The sequence below is a fragment of the Fortiea sp. LEGE XX443 genome (genome assembly GCF_015206815.1).
Lineage (GTDB): Bacteria > Cyanobacteriota > Cyanobacteriia > Cyanobacteriales > Nostocaceae > Nostoc_B.
The window spans coordinates 57532-77397 of the sequence record NZ_JADEXZ010000001.1; the positions used below are offsets into that span (position 1 = coordinate 57532).

Here is a 19866-nt window from a genome sequence, read left to right on the forward strand (position 1 = left end):
AGAATTAGCAATTGATAAGTTTGGGTAGAGTGCAGCACCCTACCTAAAAAATTAACAGGCTGGTAAATACTAGTACAGCGCTGCGGAAATAAACAACCCATTTCAAATCCATGAAACGTTTATGCTGTATTTCTTTTGACTTTTGACTTCCGCTTTGCGGTACTAGCCCTGTAGTTTTTACTTTTCAAAAATTTACTAAATTGGCTTAAGCCATTCACAGGTAACTCTTGCAAATTTATTTCAAGAATTACAGCCGAGCATTGAGGGAACACATTAAAAAAACACTTCTAAATATTCTCATTAAATTGCCGAAATTTTTACAGAAACTTCATCGAAATTAGAGATATTTATTGCTAAAGGTTCTAAACTGCCGGTTTGCTTATCCTTGCGCTTGTCAGCAAAATGCTTGTCCATCAGTGTAGAAACTTGGGATGTTTGGATGCGGCTGTAGCGAGTTTTGTCTGGCATAACCACGTTGGGGCCAGCTTTACAGTTTTTCATGCAGCCAGTACCTTTGATGGTAACTTGGTCTTCTAAACCGCGATCGCTCAATGCTGCCTCAAATGCCTGACAAACGGCTTTACCACCGCGTTTCCAACAGTCAGACTTTTGACACATTAAAATTGTCTGTTTCGCTTTTGCTGGTTTTGCCTGGGCATCATTACTAGCTGGAGGTTCCTGTAATGCAGTGCTTGACGAAACTTTTCCTAAATCAGAACGCGCTGCCATGACTCGTTCAGCTTTGAGGGTAAACTCATCTTTTTTCGCGTCGTATTTTTTTGTACCAACAACTTGCAACCAAGTGCCTTGTGGTAATCGCCAATCAAAAGCAGCCCTTAAATGTTTCGCCAGCTTAACATAGCATTCACCCTCGCAAGTCTCTAACCTTAAACCTTTTAACTTATAACCATCTTTAATAACAAAATCTATAAATCTGCCCTCAAGGCAAAATTCCGTAATTTCCGTACTGTAGATTGTACCCATATTTTTTGCCCTCTTTTTTACCAAATAATTCTGTTCTAACTACGTGAGAGATTTCAGACATCTGTCCCTAGTTATTACTGTTGGTAGCGGCTGTGCCAATTATGCTCAAGAATCTGAATTAGTTCTTGACGACAAGCCGTAAATCGCTGCATCACACACCAAAATTGAACTACAGCCAAAGGGTTAGCAATTTCAACTTGCAATGGCTGGTTAGTCTCGCAGCAACAGGGAATATCTAGCTCCTTTAAACGTTGATAGACTTGCCAGCGATCTGCCCAATTAACGTCAACAAGGTATTTTTGGTCTATTTCTGAACCGAAACTGAACGATTTCAAGAGACTAACCCTCAAAGTGCGACAAACTTGCAGTAACTAGCGTGCCTTAGCTCCCTGATTTTTGGAATTTTGGGAGTGCAGCCTCTTTAAATAAGAATAACCCAAGTGCGAACTATTCTCAGTTGACATGACAAAAAAATCTGAAAGTTTCGCAGTAATTTTAGCCATGTGAACAAGCTCAACAGCTTATGTCATAAAGCTTTGAGCTTAATCAAAGTTAATAAAGTTTGTGCTAAAAATTTTATTTATAAAGGTTTTCTGCGCCTTTCGACGATCGCAGAACCTTGCTCTACTATTGGCTGAATGAATGGTTGTGTTCTTAGCTGTCTAGTTTGCTCGACAATTTCGTCTATATCTTCTTGAGATAGGCGCTGCACATAGTTAAGCTTGACTTCTTCTAAGAAATCAAACAGTAAGCTTTGAATTTCGGCAATTACATGCTTTTGCTGTACTTCTGCCCCTAAAGCTGTGGTGAAGCTTTGCACAAGTTGAGTTGTGAGTTTTGCACCTACAGGATCTTCGACAGCGCTGACTAAAGCACCATACAAGCTGGTAGTAATTTGGGTGGCTAGTTGTTCGCTGAGTTGAGTTTGTGCTTGTCCGATTCCTGGTAATCCTTGGAGATTGCGATAGATGGGGACTTGATGAAGTGCAGTGTCGATGTTGTGACGTAAAATGGCCACCAATTCCGGCTGAATTTTAGGTAGAACTTGGTAGACGACGGTTTGCACTAAAATGCTGGCGATCGCTTCTATTTCATTAACATTATTGATATCTATATAAGGACGTAGACTTTCTTGTTGCGACACCCAGCGGGTGAAATCACCTTGTTTAATCGAAATTTGAATTTGGTTAATTACTCTGACTACGACAATTTCTGTGAGTTCTTCGGCAAAATTCGCGACTATTGTTTGATTAATTTGGTGCTGCAATGGCTGGAGATTTAATAGTTGTGCTTGGTCAAGGCGCACGATTACAGGTATAACTCGCAACCATCGCCAAAATGGTAATAGCAAAAATATGTCATACCATCGGCAAAATATCGCATTTAACCAGCTAAAACTTTGATGGCGACGTTTGATATAAAAGATACGTGCCAGAAACTCTACGGCAAATATAGTGACAAATGGTAGGTCAATTAGCCAAAAATCATTAACATATTCACCATTTTCATCGATTTGGCGATAGTAGTTGGTAGCAATTAAAGGACTAATTTTTTGATTAAAAAAGTTAATTTCTTGATTCCAGCCTGTTTCGGATAGATAAGCTTGACTCCAAAAAGTGTCAAAGGACTGCTTGGCAGAATTTTCGCCGATGCGATCGCGCATCCGGTTTTTAATTTTTTCTAGAGTACCACTCTTGCCAACTGCTGCAAATGGATTGCTATCAATCATCTCAGCACTAAGACGACTCAGTTCTTCTAGCTTTGTCTTCGCTTGTGGTGATGTTAACCCTGTCTGACTTACCTGTTCTTTTAGTGCATCTACTGCTTTTAAATAACTTTGCGTTTCTCTATGGGGTTCAATGCCCTTAATTGGATCATAGATTTGGGTAATATTGGGTAATCTCCGCAAGTAAAAATCACGCCACTGTACATAAGTCAAATCAAACAGAACTAAGCCTAAGTTTATTGTGGCGATTAATGCCATCAATCTTTCAAACCATAGGTTTTTCCGTTTTGACAATGTTTGAGTAACCATTTTTAGTTTTAGATTATACAAGCTTTAAGTAATAAGTTATAACTTAACGAGGAAAACTGCTCTCTGTTGTCTTTTCCCTTTTAATTACTTTGTCATCTTTTATATACAGTTGCCTAAAGTTAATCATGTTTACTAAGTAGTAATGCAAAATTAAATATACATTCGCAATGACTTTATAATATGTAATTAATTCTGCACAGGTACTTAAATACTTCTCAAGAAAGATGGCAAAAAATTTATATCAATATTTAGTTAACTTTAATTAACAGGACGCTAATTAATCACAAATGATTAAACATTGAGAAAAAAACTTTAGCAAACGTAAAATGCACCTGTTAATCTCTATATAATTCTGATTTAACTCAAAGGAGTTTGAGATATGTGGTGTGAGTTGAGTAAATCTAGCGCAATCATTGCTGCTACTTGCTTAGTAACTGCTGGTGTACTGATTTCTGACAGTACCTTTGCGGCTCGTCAACGTAACTATACGCCACAGGAGTTTCGTGCTGTGCTACGGGGACTAGGTTACAAAGTTAAAGTCACAAACACAACTCTGACAGACGAGGAAACAAAAAAGACAATAAGTGATTTTCAAAAAGGCTACAAGCTTGGTGTTGATGGGATCGCAGGCCCCAAAACCCAAGACTTTGCTGCCAACATTGTGCAAATTCTGCAAGCAAATTTAAATGCAGTACTGAAACCAAATACCCCTCTCCCTCGTGATCAATTCTTTGGACTTCGGACAGAAGAGTTGATTAAGGAGTATCAGAAAAAAAATCAGCTTCCAGAAACAGGAATTGCTGATTTAGCACTCCGTCAGAAGCTAAATGCAGAAGCTAAGGAAATTATAGGTCAGCCTAGGACTCAGCCAACACCGACACCAACGGCTAAACCAACACCAACGGCTAAACCAACACCAACGGCTAAACCAACACCGACAGCTAAACCAACACCGACAGCTAAACCAACACCAACACCAACACCCACACCCACACCCACACCCTAAGTATTAGCCAGACAGTGCCAAAACTTCAAAATCTTTGATTAGGTTCTTCTAAAGGTCTACCTTTGGGTGTAGGTAAAATTGGACGACGGTCATCGTAAGGCATGGGAATGTACTGTACGCTTGGCCGTCCGCCCTGTGGTTGTGGATACAAATCCATAAGTTCGTAAATGGAACGGGGCAATCCGACTGTGACGGGTAACCCCATTTCTGTTGCTTCTTCTACAGTGATGGGATAGTCGTGGGTAACGCGTCCGGTTGTCAATGCTTCGATAATCGGTTCGATATTTTCTGGCTGAACCTTTTGTCTAGGGATATTATCTTTAAGCAGAGTCCGCACAAAGCGCTGTACTTGCTGAATTGCTTTAGCTGAAAGGTCTGCCATGATTAAAGTTTGGTCGTCAATTTCACCGATGGGTTTATCTTTCACCACTTTCAAAATGCTGGCGGCTGGAAAGTTACCCAATTGAGGATCAACTGGCCCCAAAACAGCGTTAGCATCCATAACAATTTCATCAGCAGCTAAAGCCAGCATTGTGCCGCCACTCATGGCGTAGTGAGGTACAAAAACGCTGACTTTTGATGGGTGGCGAATTAATGCCCTAGCAATTTGTTCGGTAGCTAGTACCAAACCACCAGGAGTGTGCAGAATCAAATCTATGGGAACATCTGGAGGCGTGAGGCGAATTGCCCGCAGTATTTGTTCTGAATCTTCAATCGTGATGTAGCGTGATAAGGGAATTCCCAATAAACTAATAGATTCTTGGCGGTGTATCAGCAAAATCACCCGACTTTTGCGTTGCTGCTGAAATTCTTGGAGGCTGCGAACACGCCGATATTCTACCTGACGTTTTTGCCAGATAGGTTGTAGGGAAGAAAGAAGCAGAAAAATCCAGAATAAATCACCAATACCGAAGCCCATAGGATTGATTGTCCAAAAATAACTATTCTCGTCATTAATTGTGACAATTTTTAGGCGATCGCAAGTCTATCTGGGGGTTTATCTCACGTTAAATTAACTCATCAGGATTCACACCCAATTTTCGTAAACGTTCTGCTAATTGTTCTGCTTTTCTTTTGGCTTGTTCGGCTTCTTGTTTGGCATGTCTCGCTTCTTGTTCAGCAATAATAGCTCGTTCATTAGCTGCAACAGTTTCTTCTGTGGGTGCAGGAACTAATTCTCCTTCTAAAGTGAACCACCGCAACCACAACCTTTCAATATCTCGAAACGCACCTTGCCATACACCCAAGCTTAAACTTAACTCTGGCATGAGTACGCGTCCTTCAGTTAGATTCATCGGTTCATAATGACCGCCTACTAACCGAAATGCTTGGAGTTCATTTGTGTAGCGACTAAAAACAATATAGTAAGGAATTCGCAGAATTTGTTCATAAACTTCCCATTTGCTAGGAGGTTTATCATCTGCTCTTTCGCTAATTCCCAAATCTTCTGCTTCTGTCCCAGGAGATAATAACTCCACAACAACAAAAGGATTTGCAGGTTCTTGCCAAGTGACATAACTTAAACGCAAATCCTTACCTTTATAGAGTTTTTTGACTCCGACAACACCAAACCAATCTGGGCGCTTATACCACAAAGGATGTTGAACATCGTAATAGAGATTTAAATCAGCCGCACTATAAACCAGGTCTGGATTCCAGTGAATTGGTTGAAAAGTTAAATATAAAAGTAACGGCTGTAAAAAATGAAAATCGTCTGGCAAACCTGGTTCCTCTGGGTTATCGCTGGGTAAATCATACATTGTTGGTAGCGTTTCCCAAGGAGGTAGGGGTGGATCAGATTGAGGGATGTAGTTATAAGAGATAGTCATAAGTAATCAGACAGAATTAATTACACAAATTTTTGACTGTAACCTGTCCTCTTGGTTGAGCTACCGTGTACACACAAGTTTTTTAAAGTTGCTACGCCAGTAGGGAGGGTTAATTTTTACAAGTCGATGTATTAACAGAACATTGCAGGGCGATGTATTAACATTACGAGTCTAGAACACCAATTCAGTAATGCCGGAAGAACCTCTCCCCCAACCCCTCTCCGACGCGGAGAGGGGAGTTTAGCTCCTCCTTCCCTACAAGGGAAGGGGGTTGGGGGGTTAGGTTTTTGATTACTGAATCGATGCTATAGGCATTAACATTGCAAGACGATGAATTAACATTGTGAGTCTAGGCATTAACATTGCAAGACGATGAATTAACATTGCGAGTCTAGGCATTAATATTGCAAGACGATGAATTAACATTGCGAGTCTAGACATTAATATTGCAGGACGATGAATTAACATTGCAAGCCTAGGCATTAACATTGCTGACTAAGAGACTTGTGTGTACACCATAGCTATGCGCCGTATCTGAGTGCGTATTAAGGTGTGTTTTGTAGCTCTGGCGCTGGTTGAAGTGTGCTATCTACAGGTAGATTGTCGTCGTCAGTTGGAGGTGTTGGTGTAAATGTTGGTGGAAATGTTGGTGTTGGTGTTAGCGTAAATATTGACGGAAATGTTGGTGTTGGCGTTGGTGTTGGTGTTGGTGTTGGTGTAAATGTTGGGGTGGGAGTTTCTGTCGGTGACGGCTGGAGTGGATTTTCTAACGCAACCCTGAGATTATAATCACTTTCACTAACTTCAGGAGCGAGAGTTAACTGTATGGTATAGCTACCATTAGTCGGCAAGATTCCTGTATAAGAGCTTACTTGTTGAGCGCTACTGTCAACTGGTTGGCGATTGGGATCTAAAACAGTCAACGCAATACCTGTTCCTTGTTCTAACATGGTAGTTAACTTGGCTCCTGCTTGCCCAAAAAAGGTATATTCAATAATTTGATTGGCTTTGAGAGAATTTTCAACTGTGGCTGTGTTAGATGCTCCCAATCTCAGACGCTTACTTGTGATAGTGGGTTCAACGTTGGTGGGTGTAGGTGTCCCAAATGTTGTACCTCCAGAAATGACTGGTGATGGGAAAGTTTGAGGTGTGGGTGGTGTTGTATCTGATGATGTATTAGACTGACTGCGAATAGAACTCACCAACGCCCAAGAACCAAATCCAGCTAAGATAACTACCGCACTACCAATTGCGCCCAACGCTAAGGGATTATCTAAAACCGAGTTAGAACGACTGGGGGGGATTACGGGTTCTGGTCGGTTGGATGGCTGTGGTATGACAGCATCGGGACGACGACCGACCGCAATTGTTTGGAAATTTGACACTTCTGGAGATGATTGTACACCAGGTTGCTCGATGAATTTTAATGCTTGGGCGACCTCAGCTGCGCTTTGATAGCGATCGCTTGGTAAAGGGTGTAACATCCGATTAATTACTTGAGCAAATTGCGGACTCACCTTCACAAATCGTTGCCAATTCCAGGTAAGTTGAGTTTCATCAAACAACTCAGATGGTTCTTTACCAGTTAGTAGTACTATCCCTGTGACAGCTAGAGCATACAAATCACTGCTAGGGTAAGCTCGTCCTGTTTGCATTTGTTCGCTGGGAGAATAGCCTAATTTGCCGACACTGGTAGCGTTGATATTACTATCTGGCATTTGCAAACGGGTTGCAAGTTCTTTAACTACACCAAAATCAATTAAGACAGGCAAGCGATCGCTATCTCGTAAAATAATATTTTCTGGGGAAATATCTCGGTGAATAATCCCGCGACTGTGAATGTGTTCCAATACAGGTAATAGCGATCGCATCAACTGCAACACGTCTGGTTCGCTGAAACTTTGACCTATAGATTGTTTCTCAACCAGTAAAGCTCGATAAGTCTTACCTGCAATATAGTCTTCTACCAAAAATAAGCGGTGGTCTTGCTCGAATCTTTCACGGAATTTCGGTATTTGTTGGTGTTCAATTTGATACAAAATAGTAGCTTCTCGCTGAAAAAGCTCTTGTGCCTTTTCCCAAGCAGCAGCCCCCGTAGCGATGGGAATTAATTCTTTAATTGCACAAAGTTCGTTAAAGCGCCGCTGATCTTCGGCTAAATACGTTCTACCAAATCCCCCTTGTCCAAGGATTTGAATTATCCGGTAACGGTTTTGTAAGACGGTGCCGATTGTAATTGGTGGTTGCATAAATAAATTCAAATTTAAGAATATCTGAAGAGATAGCTATCACAAAGCTGAGTCTGGAGTACGACTACTCCCTTTTTCAAGTTAGTTACCTGCGGCGATATTCTACCCTAATAAAAGGTGCGATCGTGTTTTGGTTCAGGAAAGCTTGCATAAATAGCAAAGGAGAAATCATTCAGTCCTCTTCTTGATTCCCTAGCCTAAAATCCAGATTTTTTAGCTTCAAGGCTAATTTTGCAGATTTAAAAATTTTTGTCCAATTTGTAATCCAAAAATTTAGTTTGTCAGTTTATAATTTTGTAGCTGATATCATAAAATATTCTTCTACCCCAAAATTAAATTATTTTGGGTATTTCTACGGTCTGAGTTCCAGTTCTACTTCATTTAAGCTGAAAAGAGTTGGACTCATTAATCAACACAATTGGTAGGAGCATTACTCTACCAGACTAAATCTAGAGGAAATTTGAGTTGTTGAGAACAACTCAACCACAGGGATAAATTACACACTATATGTCAGTTACGAATGCGATCGTTTGTTTACCACTAAAGACTGAAAAATGGACTGATGGTAGTTCTATTGAGAAATGTTTAAAGTTTTTATGAAAGCTTAAATAAAGCTCACAGATGTTTATTTAGCCTATTCCGGTTAAATCTGGTAAATATCTTAAATGATAATCTCGCCATGAATGCACTTCGAGGATCTGCTGTGCTAAGTTCTGCCGCTTTAAAAGTGCAGCCAGTTGCAACAGGACTAACTGAAAACCATCGCCTGCGGCTATTTTCTGGCTCTGCTAATATCCAACTGTCTCAAGAAGTCGCTCGTTACCTGGGGATGGACTTGGGGCCAATGATTCGCAAAAGATTTGCGGATGGAGAACTTTATGTTCAAATCCAAGAATCTATTCGGGGTTGTGATGTTTATTTAATCCAGCCAACTTGTCAACCAGTTAACGATCACTTGATGGAATTGCTGATTATGATTGATGCCTGTCGTCGAGCTTCGGCTAGACAGGTAACAGCCGTAATTCCATATTATGGTTATGCTCGCGCCGATCGCAAAACCGCAGGACGAGAGTCAATCACAGCCAAATTGGTTGCCAATCTGATTACCGAATCAGGTGCGGCTCGCGTTGTCGCAATGGATCTGCACGCTGCTCAGATTCAAGGTTACTTCGATATACCCTTTGATCATGTTTATGGTTCACCCGTCATCCTCGATTATCTAGCCAGCAAGCAACTGCCTGATCTTGTAGTTGTTTCTCCGGATGTCGGTGGTGTAGCACGGGCGAGGGCATTTGCGAAAAAGCTAAATGATGCTCCACTTGCCATTATTGATAAGCGCCGTCAAGCCCATAATGTGGCGGAAGTCTTGAACGTGATTGGCGATGTCAAAGGCAAAACAGCCGTTTTAGTAGACGACATGATCGATACAGGCGGTACAATCTCCGAAGGAGCTAGGTTGCTGCGTGAAGAAGGAGCGCGTCAGGTATATGCTTGTGCGACTCATGCAGTATTCTCCCCACCTGCAATTGAGCGGTTGTCGAGCGGCTTGTTTGAGGAAGTCATCGTCACAAATACGATTCCCATACCAGATAACAAGCGCTTTCCCCAATTAGTAGTGCTTACCGTGGCAAATCTTTTAGGAGAAACCATCTGGCGGATTCACGAAGATACCTCAGTCAGTAGTATGTTCCGTTAGCCAAAAAAAGGCTGTTATTCAAGTTACAGTCTGTCATCAAGAAATATTAAATTTTGAAGTATGAAGTGAGGAAGTTTTCCTCCTTTGTGCTTCAAATTTTATGATGATTTGGCTTAGGACTTACGCACTGTACAAATTAATCATTGTCTAAGCCAAGATTTGGGGGATTCTCCCCCAAGCCCCCGATTGAGGGACGGTTGCGTCCCCCAAACCCCCTCCAAATATTTCTGCGGTTTTTTGTTGAGTCCAAGGAGTGTATTTCCAGTTAGTAAATTACACTACATTAGCTTCAAAGATGTAAGCAGTAGCCAAGGCAGTTAGGACATCGGCCAATGATAAAACTCATGCACTAAAAGACTTTTAACCCTGTCACCTGTCACCGTTCGGCTGACGCTCACGGCGGAAGCCTGTTCCCTGTCACCTGCTATAACTAAATTTGGACTCGACGAGAACCGCCAACACTCCAACTCCCTCACCGTGTGATCGTGTCTGTACATCTCCGTGTCAGCCTTAATTGCCCCATTATTCAGCAACGCCCATAATTCCTATGGCTGCCAAGATTTCGACTTCTGTTACTACTCGTTCTAATTCAGCAAAAATTTCCGTGTCACCAGTTTTTTTAAAGGCATCGACAAGCGATCGGTAATACCACAGAGTACCATCTTTGCCACCTTGAAAGCGTTCCCAAAGTGAATCACCCAACAGGCGATAATCTTTGAGAATAGACCGAGCATTGTAGAGTTTATCGGCGGCTGATACAAGTAAGACTGACTCAGAAGCTGTAGAAAGATGTGTGATGTAAGCTTCCTTACGCGATCGCCAAGGCGGCTTGGGTGTAGTATCACTATCAGTACAACCGTCGACAATTGCTGTTACAGTATCCCCAAAGCGACGGCGAATTTCTGCGCGTGTGGCGGCACCGCCTTGGTCTTCTATGGCATCATGTAGTAGAGATGCGATCGCTTCATCTTCATTAGCTCCATATTCTAGAGCAATACTCGCAACACCCAGTAAATGGGCAATGTAAGGCACACCAGAACCTTTACGTACTTGGTTAGCGTGGAGTTCGGTAGCATAGGTAAGGGCTGCGGTAAAACGATCAAAAAGCATAGAAGATAGAATCAACAAGCAATACAATACTATCTCAGCCTAAAATTGAAATGTCCATCTAGCTCGCCACACCATCATCATGAACAGTGAAAAAGCAACAGTGCAGCCTTGGTATACTGTCACTGATGAAGAATTAATGCTGATGAGTTCGCAAAACCCAGAACTGCGGTTTGAACGTAATGCTGATGGAACTATAGAAACTATGCCACCAACTGGAGGAATTTCGGGAAATAGAGAGGCAAAAGCAATAACCTATCTAATGGCTTGGGTAGAAAGTCAGGATTTAGGCGAAGTTTTTGGTTCTAGTACAGGCTTTAGATTAGCAAATACTGCTGTCAAGTCTCCTGATGCTGCATTTGTAGCTAAAGGACGCTTACCAGAAAATTGGGATCAGCAAGAGGATGCTTTTATCAATCTAGCACCTGATTTTGTCATAGAAATTCGTTCTAAAAATGATAGCTTGGCAAAACTCAAAGCTAAGATGGCAGAATATATCACCAACGGTGTGCAGTTGGGATGGTTAATTGACCGCCAAAATCAGCAAGCTTTGGTTTATCGTCGGGATGGTTCCATTACTCAATATCCCGCTACGGCAATTTTAAATGGTGAAGATATTGTCCCTGGGTTTATCTTACCTTTGGCAAAATTATTGTGAATATCCGTAGATTATTGGCTGGAATTATTAGAGGAGTAATTGCTGATGGCTATATCAACTCAAGTATCTTCTAACCTTTCCTTAGCAGAGTTCTTGAAATTACCAGAAACTAAACCAGCTAGTGAATATATAGACGGACGCATTTACCAAAAAGCAATGCCACAAGGAAAACATAGCATAATTCAAACTCGTTTATCAGCTAATATTAATCAAGTTGGTGCACCTCAACAAAAAGCTTTAGCTTTAACAGAGTTACGCTGCACTTTGAGTGGACTTTCTCTAGTGCCGGATATTGCTGTGTTTGAATGGTCACGCATCCCAACTGACGAAGATGGGGAAATTGCAAATAGGTTTGAAAGCTACCCAGATTGGACTATTGAAATCTTATCACCTGATCAATTTCCTAATCGGGTAATTAATAAAATTATTTTCTGTATTAACCACGGAACTAAATTAGGTTGGTTTATTGATCCTAATGATAAATCAGTGATGGTATTTCAACCAAACCAGCTACCAGAAGTGAAATATAATGCTGATATTTTACCTGTTATTGATGTGTTCATAGATTGGAAAGTAACAGCAGAAAATATTTTTAGTTGGTTGAAAGTTAAATAATCTGATCTGGCTATGTAAGAACTCTGGGCAACGCCGACAAGTAATTAATAAATATAAAATAAGCTAAAATTTCCTCTTACACAGTTTTTTGTCCTAGCCATCAAATAGCATACTTATGCAAGTCGAAGTAAATGTATTTACTGTCAATAAACGATTTCCCTTAACAATTAGTCGTGGGACAACTGCACAGACAACAAATGTCTGGGTAAAGATCACTCAAGATGGGATAGAGGGTTGGGGTGAAGCATCACCGTTTGGTGTCGGTAATCATGCTCAAAAAACAGAGCAAATCAAAGGCGCTTTAGAGCAAATTGTACCATTGTTAGCATCTTTTAGCCCGTTGCAGAGACAACAAGTTGAGCAACTGTTAACTCAACAGCAGGTTCCCTCATCAGTACATGCTGCGTTAGATATGGCGATGTACGATTGGTTAGGAAAGCGTGTCGGCTTACCACTGTGGCAGATTTGGGGCTGCGATCGCAATATCATCGTACCAACTTCAGTAACTATTGGGATCAATTCACCAGCAGGTGCTAAAGCTAGGGCGCGAGACTGGTTAAAATTTATGGATGTCCGGCTTTTCAAAGTAAAGCTTGGTAGCCCAGATGGGATTGATGCAGATCGGCAAATGCTATTAGCTGTGCAACAAGAAGCACCTAATTTAGAATTTTTTGTGGATGTAAACGGCGGCTGGAGTTTAACAGATGCCATTGAAATGTGCAATTGGCTGGCTGATTTAGGTGTAAAGTATGTAGAGCAACCGTTGGCAAGGGGTCAAGAAAGAAGTTTAGCCGAACTCAAACAAAATTCGCCCCTGCCAATTTTTGTCGATGAAAGTTGCTTTACCAGCTTTGATATTCCCCATTTGGCAAACTACGTAGATGGTATTAATATCAAACTGATGAAGTCAGGAGGCTTAACCGAGGCGATGCGGATGGTACACACAGCACGGGCATATAATTTGCAAGTGATGTTTGGCTGCTATTCTGACAGTTCACTAGCCAACACCGCCGCCGCGCAGTTAGCACCACTAGCTGATTATTTAGATTTAGATAGTCACCTAAACTTAATTGATGATCCGTTTACAGGTGCATTGGTGGTGGAGGGGAGAGTTTTACCAAACGATTTACCAGGCTTGGGGGTACAATATAGTGCGTTTGCCACTTAATCAACGAATAGCTATTCTGCTGCATGAAGGAGTTACAGGATCTCAGGGCAAAACAGGGTTGGCAATTTTGCGCTACAGTGAAGCCCCAATCGTAGCAGTGATTGACCGGGAAACTGCTGGCAGATTTTTACCAGAAATCACAGGTGTCAAGCGTGATGTGCCGATTGTGCCATCGGTAGCAGCAGCCCTAGAATACAAACCAGAAGTTTTGGTAATTGGGATTGCGCCAAAAGGTGGTGCTGTACCCGATGATTATTGGGTGGAAATCAAAGATGCGCTACAAGCTGGAATGTCCGTGGTAAATGGTTTACACACGCCATTGGCAACGATCGCAGAGTTAAATGCACTGCTAAAACCAGGACAATTGATTTGGGATGTACGGAAAGAACCACCAAATATAGATGTAGCTAGTGGACTGGCGCGTAATCTTCCTTGTCGTCGGGTTTTGACGGTGGGAACTGACATGGCGATTGGGAAAATGTCTACTAGTTTAGAACTACATTGGGCGGGAAAACTGCGGGGTTGGAGTTCTAAGTTCATCGCTACAGGTCAAACTGGTTTAATGTTAGAAGGCGATGGTGTAGCTTTAGATGCCGTCAGGGTAGACTTTGCGGCTGGCGCTGTCGAACAAATAGTGATGCGCTATGGCAAAAACTATGACATTCTGCACATCGAAGGACAAGGTTCGTTACTGCATCCTGGTTCTACAGCAACTTTACCTTTGATGCGTGGTTCTCAACCCACCCAACTAGTACTGGTACATCGGGCGGGACAAACCCATAACAAGAATAATCCCCATGTACCCATTCCATCGTTGACGAAAGTAATCCAAATGTATGAATCTGTTGCCAGTGCTGGCGGCGCATTTGGCAAAGTACCTGTAGTGGGCATAGCGTTGAATACTGCTCATCTAGACGAGTTTGCAGCCCAAGAAGCGATCGCTCAAACCACAGCCGAAACAGGTTTACCATGTACTGATGTAGTCCGATTTGGCGCAGATTTGCTATTAGATGCTGTAATGAAGTGTGAAGTATGAAGGCTGAAGTATGAAGTTTGAAATTTCAGACTTCACACTTCAGCCTTCCATTGACAGCGATCGCCTAATCTCGAAGTGTTGGCTGTTTAATATCTAAATTGTCGTAACAATGCTCATTTTTAAACCTCCAGGGGCTTCAACATTCGCCAAATTTCCCCATCAATCTGCATCAAATACTCAGGCTCCAATTCACCAATTTTACGAATAATTCGCTTTGGATCGATCGCCCGCATCTGAAAAACCATTGCTACCGAAAGCAATGTCAACCCATTCAGTGCTGATGGCTCAATCCTAACAGTAAACGCAAACCTCAATGCCGCCAAGGAAGAAGTAACTGGGACAATCATCAACATGTGCGAAACCGCAATGTCTGTTTGTACAGCGATCGCAGGACGATTACCCTTTTCTTCTCGTTTATCCGAATCTGGTAAACTTACTAATATAATATCCCCTCTCGCCATCTCATTCTTCCAGAGATGCCAACATTCCTTCCGTACTCAGCCAATCCTCGTCACTTGCTGCTTCCCATGCTGCAAATTCCAACTTTAGCTCATTGGGTATTTGCATCAGCAAAGGAGTCAGGAGTGCTACAATCTCCCGATTCACCGAATGTCCATGAGCCTGCGCTCGTTGTGCGATCGCCTGATATAATTCCATCGGCAATGTTACTTGAGCATCAATTTCACTTGAACCATTCATAGAACTGAGATATCAATAGAATACCCATCCATTGTATTGTAATCGCGCTGAAATTTTAGACTTCAGACCTCAATTGTACAGCGATCGCCTGATTTTGTAGGGTGTGTTAACAAAGCAACGCACAGAATTAATCATCAGGTGCATGACGACGTAAATCATCAAAATATTTTAATTTACCCATTTAGTGATTCAAGAGGGTTAATTTCTTGGTGTTAGCTGCTTTTGTAACTGAATAACTTGCTCTAAAGTTAACTCTGTTACTCGCACGATCACTTCAGTTTCTATACCTTCGTGTAGTAAATTTAGTGCGACTTTTTCTAAAGCTTTTTGAGCGCCTTCCTGTTCCCAACTAGTAACAATTTCCATGATTTCCTCCTGTTCGTCTAACCCCATTGTACTTATTGTTGCTTGAAAGACTTGTTTCTCAGTGTCATCCAGGCGCAAATATGTATCCACAAACCCAGAAATTAACTGCATTCGGGCTGGATCTAATTTTAGCGTTGCCAGCAATCGCAAACATTCCGCCTTCACCTGCGGACGCTCATGCTGAGGAATATTCATTTTTGCCATTAACGCTGCTGCTACTGGATTTGGCTGAGTGAGAAAATCTCGCCAACTTAAACGATTTAATTGAATGGCTGCAAACTGAAATTCTAGTACGTTTAAATCACCAAACGTCACGCGATAATTTTGCGGCTCAGGGCGCTTTGGTTCATCAAAAGAAAAGATAACAACTGGATAAATCGGTAAATCATATTTTTCGTGTAACCGAGCAAAATACTTAAACATCCGTTTGGCAAATGCTGTTTCAGTATAAGATTGATTTTCAACGTGAATTAAAAAATAGGTTTCCTGCTCTTGATAACGCACTTGAGCCAGTAAATCAATTTCTTTCTTCTCTCCCAATGTCACATCAGTAAATACTTCCTGGGGGAAAAATTGAATGGAATCACGATCTATTTGGCTGACTACTTGCGGTAGAAATAAATCTAAAAACTCAATAAAAAAAGTAGATAATAATTCTTTGAAGAGACGATCATGGTCTATCATATTTTTGATTTTCGTGTTGATGATGAGCAGGCGATCGCACTGAAATTTCACACTTCATACTTCACCTGACAGCGATCGCAACTTCCTTGAACAGTCACTTCATACCGTTCCGCTTTTAATCCCAACCGCAGTTTGCTCAGATCAATACATTGGAATGTATTCCAATCAATATCTTCAATTGCACCACAACAATTGCAGCGAAAGTGATGGTGTGGTGCAACATTAGCATCATAACGCGATACGCCTTCTTCTAGAAGCACTTCTCGCACCAAGCCAACCTCGCGTAATGCTTGCAGCGCCGCATAAACGGTGGCTTGGGATGAAGTCGGCGCATCCTGATTCAAGTTTGTCAGAATTTGCTCCACAGTCGGATGGTCTTCTCGTTCCAGTAGATTTGCATATACTGCGAAGCGCTGGGGAGTCACTCGCAATCCTTTACTCTTGAGTGTTTTGACAATCTCATCAGCTTTTTGCTGCATAGCATTGACTTGAATCACTTTAACAGACTTGGATCACTATTATAGTGTTTCTTCTCTCAGCCCCTAACTTTTTTAGGAAAGATAAAATTCAAATAGTGTTTATCATTACTTTTTTACTCTTAAATTGTAATTATTCTGATTTGAAGAAAATGGGAAAAATATTTAGTAGAATGTAGCACCGCCAGGCTTTGCGTCCCTACTAGAGGTAAAATAATAGCGATCGCTCTAGGCGGATGGGGAGTGTTACACATAGCATTAAAATAACAGCCCTTTGCATAGGTAAACTCCAGCATGAAACGAACCGGGAAGTCTCTGCTGCTAACCTTGAGTTGGATATTGTTATCAGTTGCTACATCAGTTTTAATTATCCTGACACAACCGATAGCCCCCGTTCCAGCACAAGAACCTGCTACTACTGTAGAAACGACAAATACACCCAATCCAGAAGCCTCAACTCCCACACCACAGCCAAACCAGACCGAAAAACCAGAAGCCTCTGAATCCAAACCACCAGATACCGCAACAGAACCCGCACTCACTCCCGAAGAAATCGCCCGTCAACAAAAGTTTATCGAAGCAGACAAGCTATACATCGCCGGACAAATTGCAGATGCAGAAAAACTCTACCGTGAGGCAAAAGCAACCTTTGTCAAAACAGATGCACCAACCCAAGAACGTAAATTAGCCATCCTTGACCCTACGCAACTATCGCCAGCAGGTAAAGTATATTGGCGCGAATCAGAGGCGGGGATAGCCGCTAAGTTGCAAACTCGAACTGAAGTACCACTAAAACTACTGGTTGAGCAATATCCAGAATTTATTCTCGGTCATATTCGCTATGCCGAAATTCTCAAACAATACGATCGCCCAAAAGAAGCTTTAGATATTTTAGAACGGGGAGCATCACTATATCCAGATCAACCAGAGTTAATTAAAGCTAGAGTCACAGCATTGGCAGACGACAAGAAATGGATAGAAGCTTCTTTAGCAGCGCGTCAGTTTGCCATCCTCTATCCTAATGATCCCCAAGCACCAGAGTTTACAGAACTTGCAGAAAAAAATCTCAAACGCTACAAATCCCATATTCGAGGAGAAATTCGCGGTAATACCATAGCTAACATCATCACAGGTGCATTAGGTTACGCCGTAACTGGTAGCCTGCTTGGGCCGTTTTCCGCCTTAGACTCTACCATCTTGCTCCTACAGGGAGAAGGTGCTGTAGGTGATTCAGTCGCCAAGCAAGCAAAAAAACAGCTACCTCTAGTAAAAGATGAAGAAGTGCTGGCTTATGTGGATGAAATCGGACAAAAACTAGCAAAAATTGCCGGACGCAACGAATTTAAATACGAATTTTTTGTGATTCCCGAAGAAGAACTCAACGCCTTTGCCCTACCAGGCGGTAAAGTTTTTATTAATGCAGGTGCGATCGCAAAAAGTAACTCAGAAGCAGAACTAGCTGGATTAATCGGTCATGAATTATCTCACGTAGTTCTATCCCACGGCTTTCAATTAGTCACCCAAGGTAATTTGATTTCTAACGTCACCCAATATCTGCCTTTAGGTGGTACAGTTGGTCAACTTTTCGCCCTCAGTTACAGCCGCGACATGGAACGTCAAGCCGATACCCTTGGTACACGGTTGATTGTGGCTAGTGGCTATGCTGCTGATGGATTGCGTAACTTAATGGCGACTCTAGATAAACAAAGAAAAAATGCTCCTCCTACTTGGTTATCTTCCCACCCAGGAGGGAATGAACGAGTCAGTTATTTAGAAAACCTGATTACTCGTGGTAACTACAACCGCTACAGCTATGAAGGAGTCGAACGTCACACCGCCATTCAAGCACGGGTGAAACAACTGCTGAAAGAGAAAAAAGAACAAGAAGAAAAAAAGCGTCGTTCTCGCTGAATCAAAACACAAATTTTTGCGTCAATTTAATTATCAATTGGCTACCTCATATACCAAAGGATGATTTATGGCATTACAACCCCTGAAGTTTTTGTGTTTGAGCGGTCTGGGTTTATCCTTATTTTTGGGTAATTCTGCCGCCTTTGCTCAAGTTAATGATGATGGTGCGATCGTTGTACCCACCACTTCCGATCCATCAGGTTCATCAATTCCAGTTGATACATCAACAGGCGTACCCACTTCCTCCACTGGTACTGTAACCGCTGGTACTAGGTTTAGCTGCCAAAATAGCAATGGTCAGTACATCGTGATGTATCAGCCTGAAAGCCAACCAGGGCAATTCTTTTCTTGGGCGGCTCCTGCGGCGTTGGGTGGTGGTTGGGATCCTTATAAACGTTGTGTCACCATTGCTCAACGCTTAGAACAATATCGTCCTGATGGCTTGCAAGAACTCCAGACAGGTTTCTTAAACAACGAAAATATTGTCTGTGTTACCACCGAGGCTAACTCTAGCTGTCGCATTGTCCTAACAGTACCACGTGACAAAGACCCATATACTGTCCGCAATAGTATTTTCCAAAACTTAGTTTCTGCTGATAGTGGACAGCAAACCACCGCTGTAAACACTTATCGCAACAATAGAGGCGGAGTAGAAGAAATATACAACATCGGTCGTACAATCTTGGGTGGACGCGATCGCCAAGTTAGCTCATCTAGAAGTGGTATTAATCTCAAACCTTTCCTCGATCGCAAAGATGGTGGAACTGGGACAAAATTAAGAAATGGCGTAGCAATTCGCCGTCAAACTCCCACTCAATCTCAAGGACGAACTCGTTTGAATCCTGGCAATTTCCGCTAATAGTTACTGATTTTAGAGCGCCAAATGTTGTTTTTCAGGAAATGGGGGAACACAGGAAGCTAAAGAACTCGCCAAAAGTTCTAGTTTTCCTCATTCCCTTCATCCTGCTCATTTTGATTCACGGTAACACTATTTTCTCCAACTTACTCAGACAGTAGATTTTTGCGGAATTATAAACTACTGCACATTTCAAAAGTTTTGAAGCAATGGCTTGAGGTTAGATGATGAAAGGCGATCATTCCATCAATAGGATACTATAAAAGGTAGTTTTTGGAACTCACGACGAATATGACGCGATATTAAACCTCATCTATGTTGGGATCTGGAGTTTTTGATTATTCTGTTGTGTCATTGCGGCGTAAGGAAGCAATCTCATAATCTCGATAAAAAACTACGATTCTCAAAGTAGACGAGGTTTAAATTAACTTTATCTATTTTTATGACTCTATCTTAATTCTTTATATATCTTAGGCTTATTCATTCAGGAC

Annotated in this window: 19 protein-coding genes; 8 read left to right on the forward strand and 11 right to left on the reverse strand. The window is 41.8% G+C overall.

Going from position 1 to position 19866, the window contains the following annotated elements; translation table 11 throughout:
• Positions 1 to 300 precede the first annotated feature (300 nt).
• The 3 genes from IQ259_RS00300 to IQ259_RS00310 form a co-directional block, all read right to left on the reverse strand.
• Positions 301 to 984 carry a (2Fe-2S) ferredoxin domain-containing protein gene (locus IQ259_RS00300; protein WP_193879129.1) on the reverse strand — a complete coding sequence of 228 codons (684 nt, stop codon included), beginning with the start codon at positions 982 to 984 and terminating at the stop codon, positions 301 to 303.
• Between the two features lie 74 nt (positions 985 to 1058).
• Positions 1059 to 1319, reverse strand: a complete 261-nt coding sequence (locus IQ259_RS00305; protein WP_193879132.1) for an Asr1405/Asl0597 family protein — start codon at positions 1317 to 1319, stop codon at positions 1059 to 1061.
• A 245-nt stretch (positions 1320 to 1564) separates the two neighbouring features.
• On the reverse strand, positions 1565 to 3019 hold the full coding sequence (locus IQ259_RS00310; protein WP_193879136.1) for a hypothetical protein: 1455 nt from the start codon (positions 3017 to 3019) through the stop codon (positions 1565 to 1567).
• A gap of 379 nt (positions 3020 to 3398) precedes the next feature.
• Here IQ259_RS00310 and IQ259_RS00315 point away from each other — a divergent pair, with 379 nt between their 5' ends.
• Positions 3399 to 4025, forward strand: coding sequence for a peptidoglycan-binding protein (locus IQ259_RS00315; RefSeq protein ID WP_193879138.1), 627 nt, complete (start codon positions 3399 to 3401; stop codon positions 4023 to 4025).
• A 25-nt stretch (positions 4026 to 4050) separates the two neighbouring features.
• Here IQ259_RS00315 and IQ259_RS00320 read toward each other — a convergent pair whose 3' ends face one another.
• From IQ259_RS00320 to IQ259_RS00330, 3 genes are all read right to left on the reverse strand, one after another.
• On the reverse strand, positions 4051 to 4944 hold the full coding sequence (locus tag IQ259_RS00320) for a hypothetical protein (protein WP_193879140.1): 894 nt from the start codon (positions 4942 to 4944) through the stop codon (positions 4051 to 4053).
• A gap of 88 nt (positions 4945 to 5032) precedes the next feature.
• Positions 5033 to 5854 carry a Uma2 family endonuclease gene (locus tag IQ259_RS00325; protein WP_193879142.1) on the reverse strand — a complete coding sequence of 274 codons (822 nt, stop codon included), beginning with the start codon at positions 5852 to 5854 and terminating at the stop codon, positions 5033 to 5035.
• A gap of 545 nt (positions 5855 to 6399) precedes the next feature.
• Positions 6400 to 8103 (reverse strand): serine/threonine-protein kinase, encoded by a 1704-nt coding sequence (locus IQ259_RS00330; protein ID WP_193879144.1) that lies wholly within the window; start codon positions 8101 to 8103, stop codon positions 6400 to 6402.
• 679 nt (positions 8104 to 8782) lie between these two features.
• On the opposite strand from IQ259_RS00330, the gene IQ259_RS00335 reads away from it, so the two are divergent.
• Positions 8783 to 9799, forward strand: a complete 1017-nt coding sequence (locus tag IQ259_RS00335) for a ribose-phosphate pyrophosphokinase (protein ID WP_193879146.1) — start codon at positions 8783 to 8785, stop codon at positions 9797 to 9799.
• Positions 9800 to 10321: 522 nt separating this feature from the next.
• Here IQ259_RS00335 and IQ259_RS00340 read toward each other — a convergent pair.
• Complete coding sequence (locus tag IQ259_RS00340; RefSeq protein WP_193879148.1) at positions 10322 to 10909, reverse strand: HD domain-containing protein; 588 nt, start codon at positions 10907 to 10909, stop codon at positions 10322 to 10324.
• 79 nt (positions 10910 to 10988) lie between these two features.
• Between IQ259_RS00340 and IQ259_RS00345 the strand changes: the two genes are divergently transcribed.
• From IQ259_RS00345 to IQ259_RS00360, 4 genes are all read left to right on the forward strand, one after another.
• Positions 10989 to 11564, forward strand: a complete 576-nt coding sequence (locus IQ259_RS00345) for a Uma2 family endonuclease (RefSeq protein WP_193879150.1) — start codon at positions 10989 to 10991, stop codon at positions 11562 to 11564.
• A 45-nt stretch (positions 11565 to 11609) separates the two neighbouring features.
• On the forward strand, positions 11610 to 12179 hold the full coding sequence (locus IQ259_RS00350; protein ID WP_193879153.1) for a Uma2 family endonuclease: 570 nt from the start codon (positions 11610 to 11612) through the stop codon (positions 12177 to 12179).
• Between the two features lie 115 nt (positions 12180 to 12294).
• Positions 12295 to 13347, forward strand: a complete 1053-nt coding sequence (locus tag IQ259_RS00355; protein ID WP_193879156.1) for a dipeptide epimerase — start codon at positions 12295 to 12297, stop codon at positions 13345 to 13347.
• The gene (locus tag IQ259_RS00360) at positions 13331 to 14383 is read left to right on the forward strand and encodes a DUF1611 domain-containing protein (protein WP_193879159.1); all 1053 of its coding nucleotides are present in this window, start codon (positions 13331 to 13333) and stop codon (positions 14381 to 14383) included. The genes IQ259_RS00355 and IQ259_RS00360 overlap by 17 nt, the downstream gene beginning before the upstream one ends.
• Positions 14384 to 14502: 119 nt before the next feature.
• Here IQ259_RS00360 and IQ259_RS00365 read toward each other — a convergent pair whose 3' ends face one another.
• The 4 genes from IQ259_RS00365 to IQ259_RS00380 form a co-directional block, all read right to left on the reverse strand.
• Positions 14503 to 14844 (reverse strand): type II toxin-antitoxin system PemK/MazF family toxin, encoded by a 342-nt coding sequence (locus IQ259_RS00365; RefSeq protein ID WP_193879163.1) that lies wholly within the window; start codon positions 14842 to 14844, stop codon positions 14503 to 14505.
• A gap of 1 nt (position 14845) precedes the next feature.
• Positions 14846 to 15082 carry an Arc family DNA-binding protein gene (locus IQ259_RS00370; RefSeq protein WP_193879166.1) on the reverse strand — a complete coding sequence of 79 codons (237 nt, stop codon included), beginning with the start codon at positions 15080 to 15082 and terminating at the stop codon, positions 14846 to 14848.
• A 198-nt stretch (positions 15083 to 15280) separates the two neighbouring features.
• On the reverse strand, positions 15281 to 16132 hold the full coding sequence (locus IQ259_RS00375) for an Rpn family recombination-promoting nuclease/putative transposase (RefSeq protein WP_193879169.1): 852 nt from the start codon (positions 16130 to 16132) through the stop codon (positions 15281 to 15283).
• A 47-nt stretch (positions 16133 to 16179) separates the two neighbouring features.
• Complete coding sequence (locus IQ259_RS00380) at positions 16180 to 16611, reverse strand: Fur family transcriptional regulator (protein ID WP_193879544.1); 432 nt, start codon at positions 16609 to 16611, stop codon at positions 16180 to 16182.
• A gap of 291 nt (positions 16612 to 16902) precedes the next feature.
• On the opposite strand from IQ259_RS00380, the gene IQ259_RS00385 reads away from it, so the two are divergent.
• Both IQ259_RS00385 and IQ259_RS00390 read left to right on the forward strand, forming a co-directional pair.
• Positions 16903 to 18519 (forward strand): M48 family metallopeptidase, encoded by a 1617-nt coding sequence (locus IQ259_RS00385; RefSeq protein ID WP_193879172.1) that lies wholly within the window; start codon positions 16903 to 16905, stop codon positions 18517 to 18519.
• 67 nt (positions 18520 to 18586) lie between these two features.
• Positions 18587 to 19378 carry a COP23 domain-containing protein gene (locus IQ259_RS00390; RefSeq protein WP_193879175.1) on the forward strand — a complete coding sequence of 264 codons (792 nt, stop codon included), beginning with the start codon at positions 18587 to 18589 and terminating at the stop codon, positions 19376 to 19378.
• The last annotated feature ends 488 nt before the right edge of the window (positions 19379 to 19866 follow it).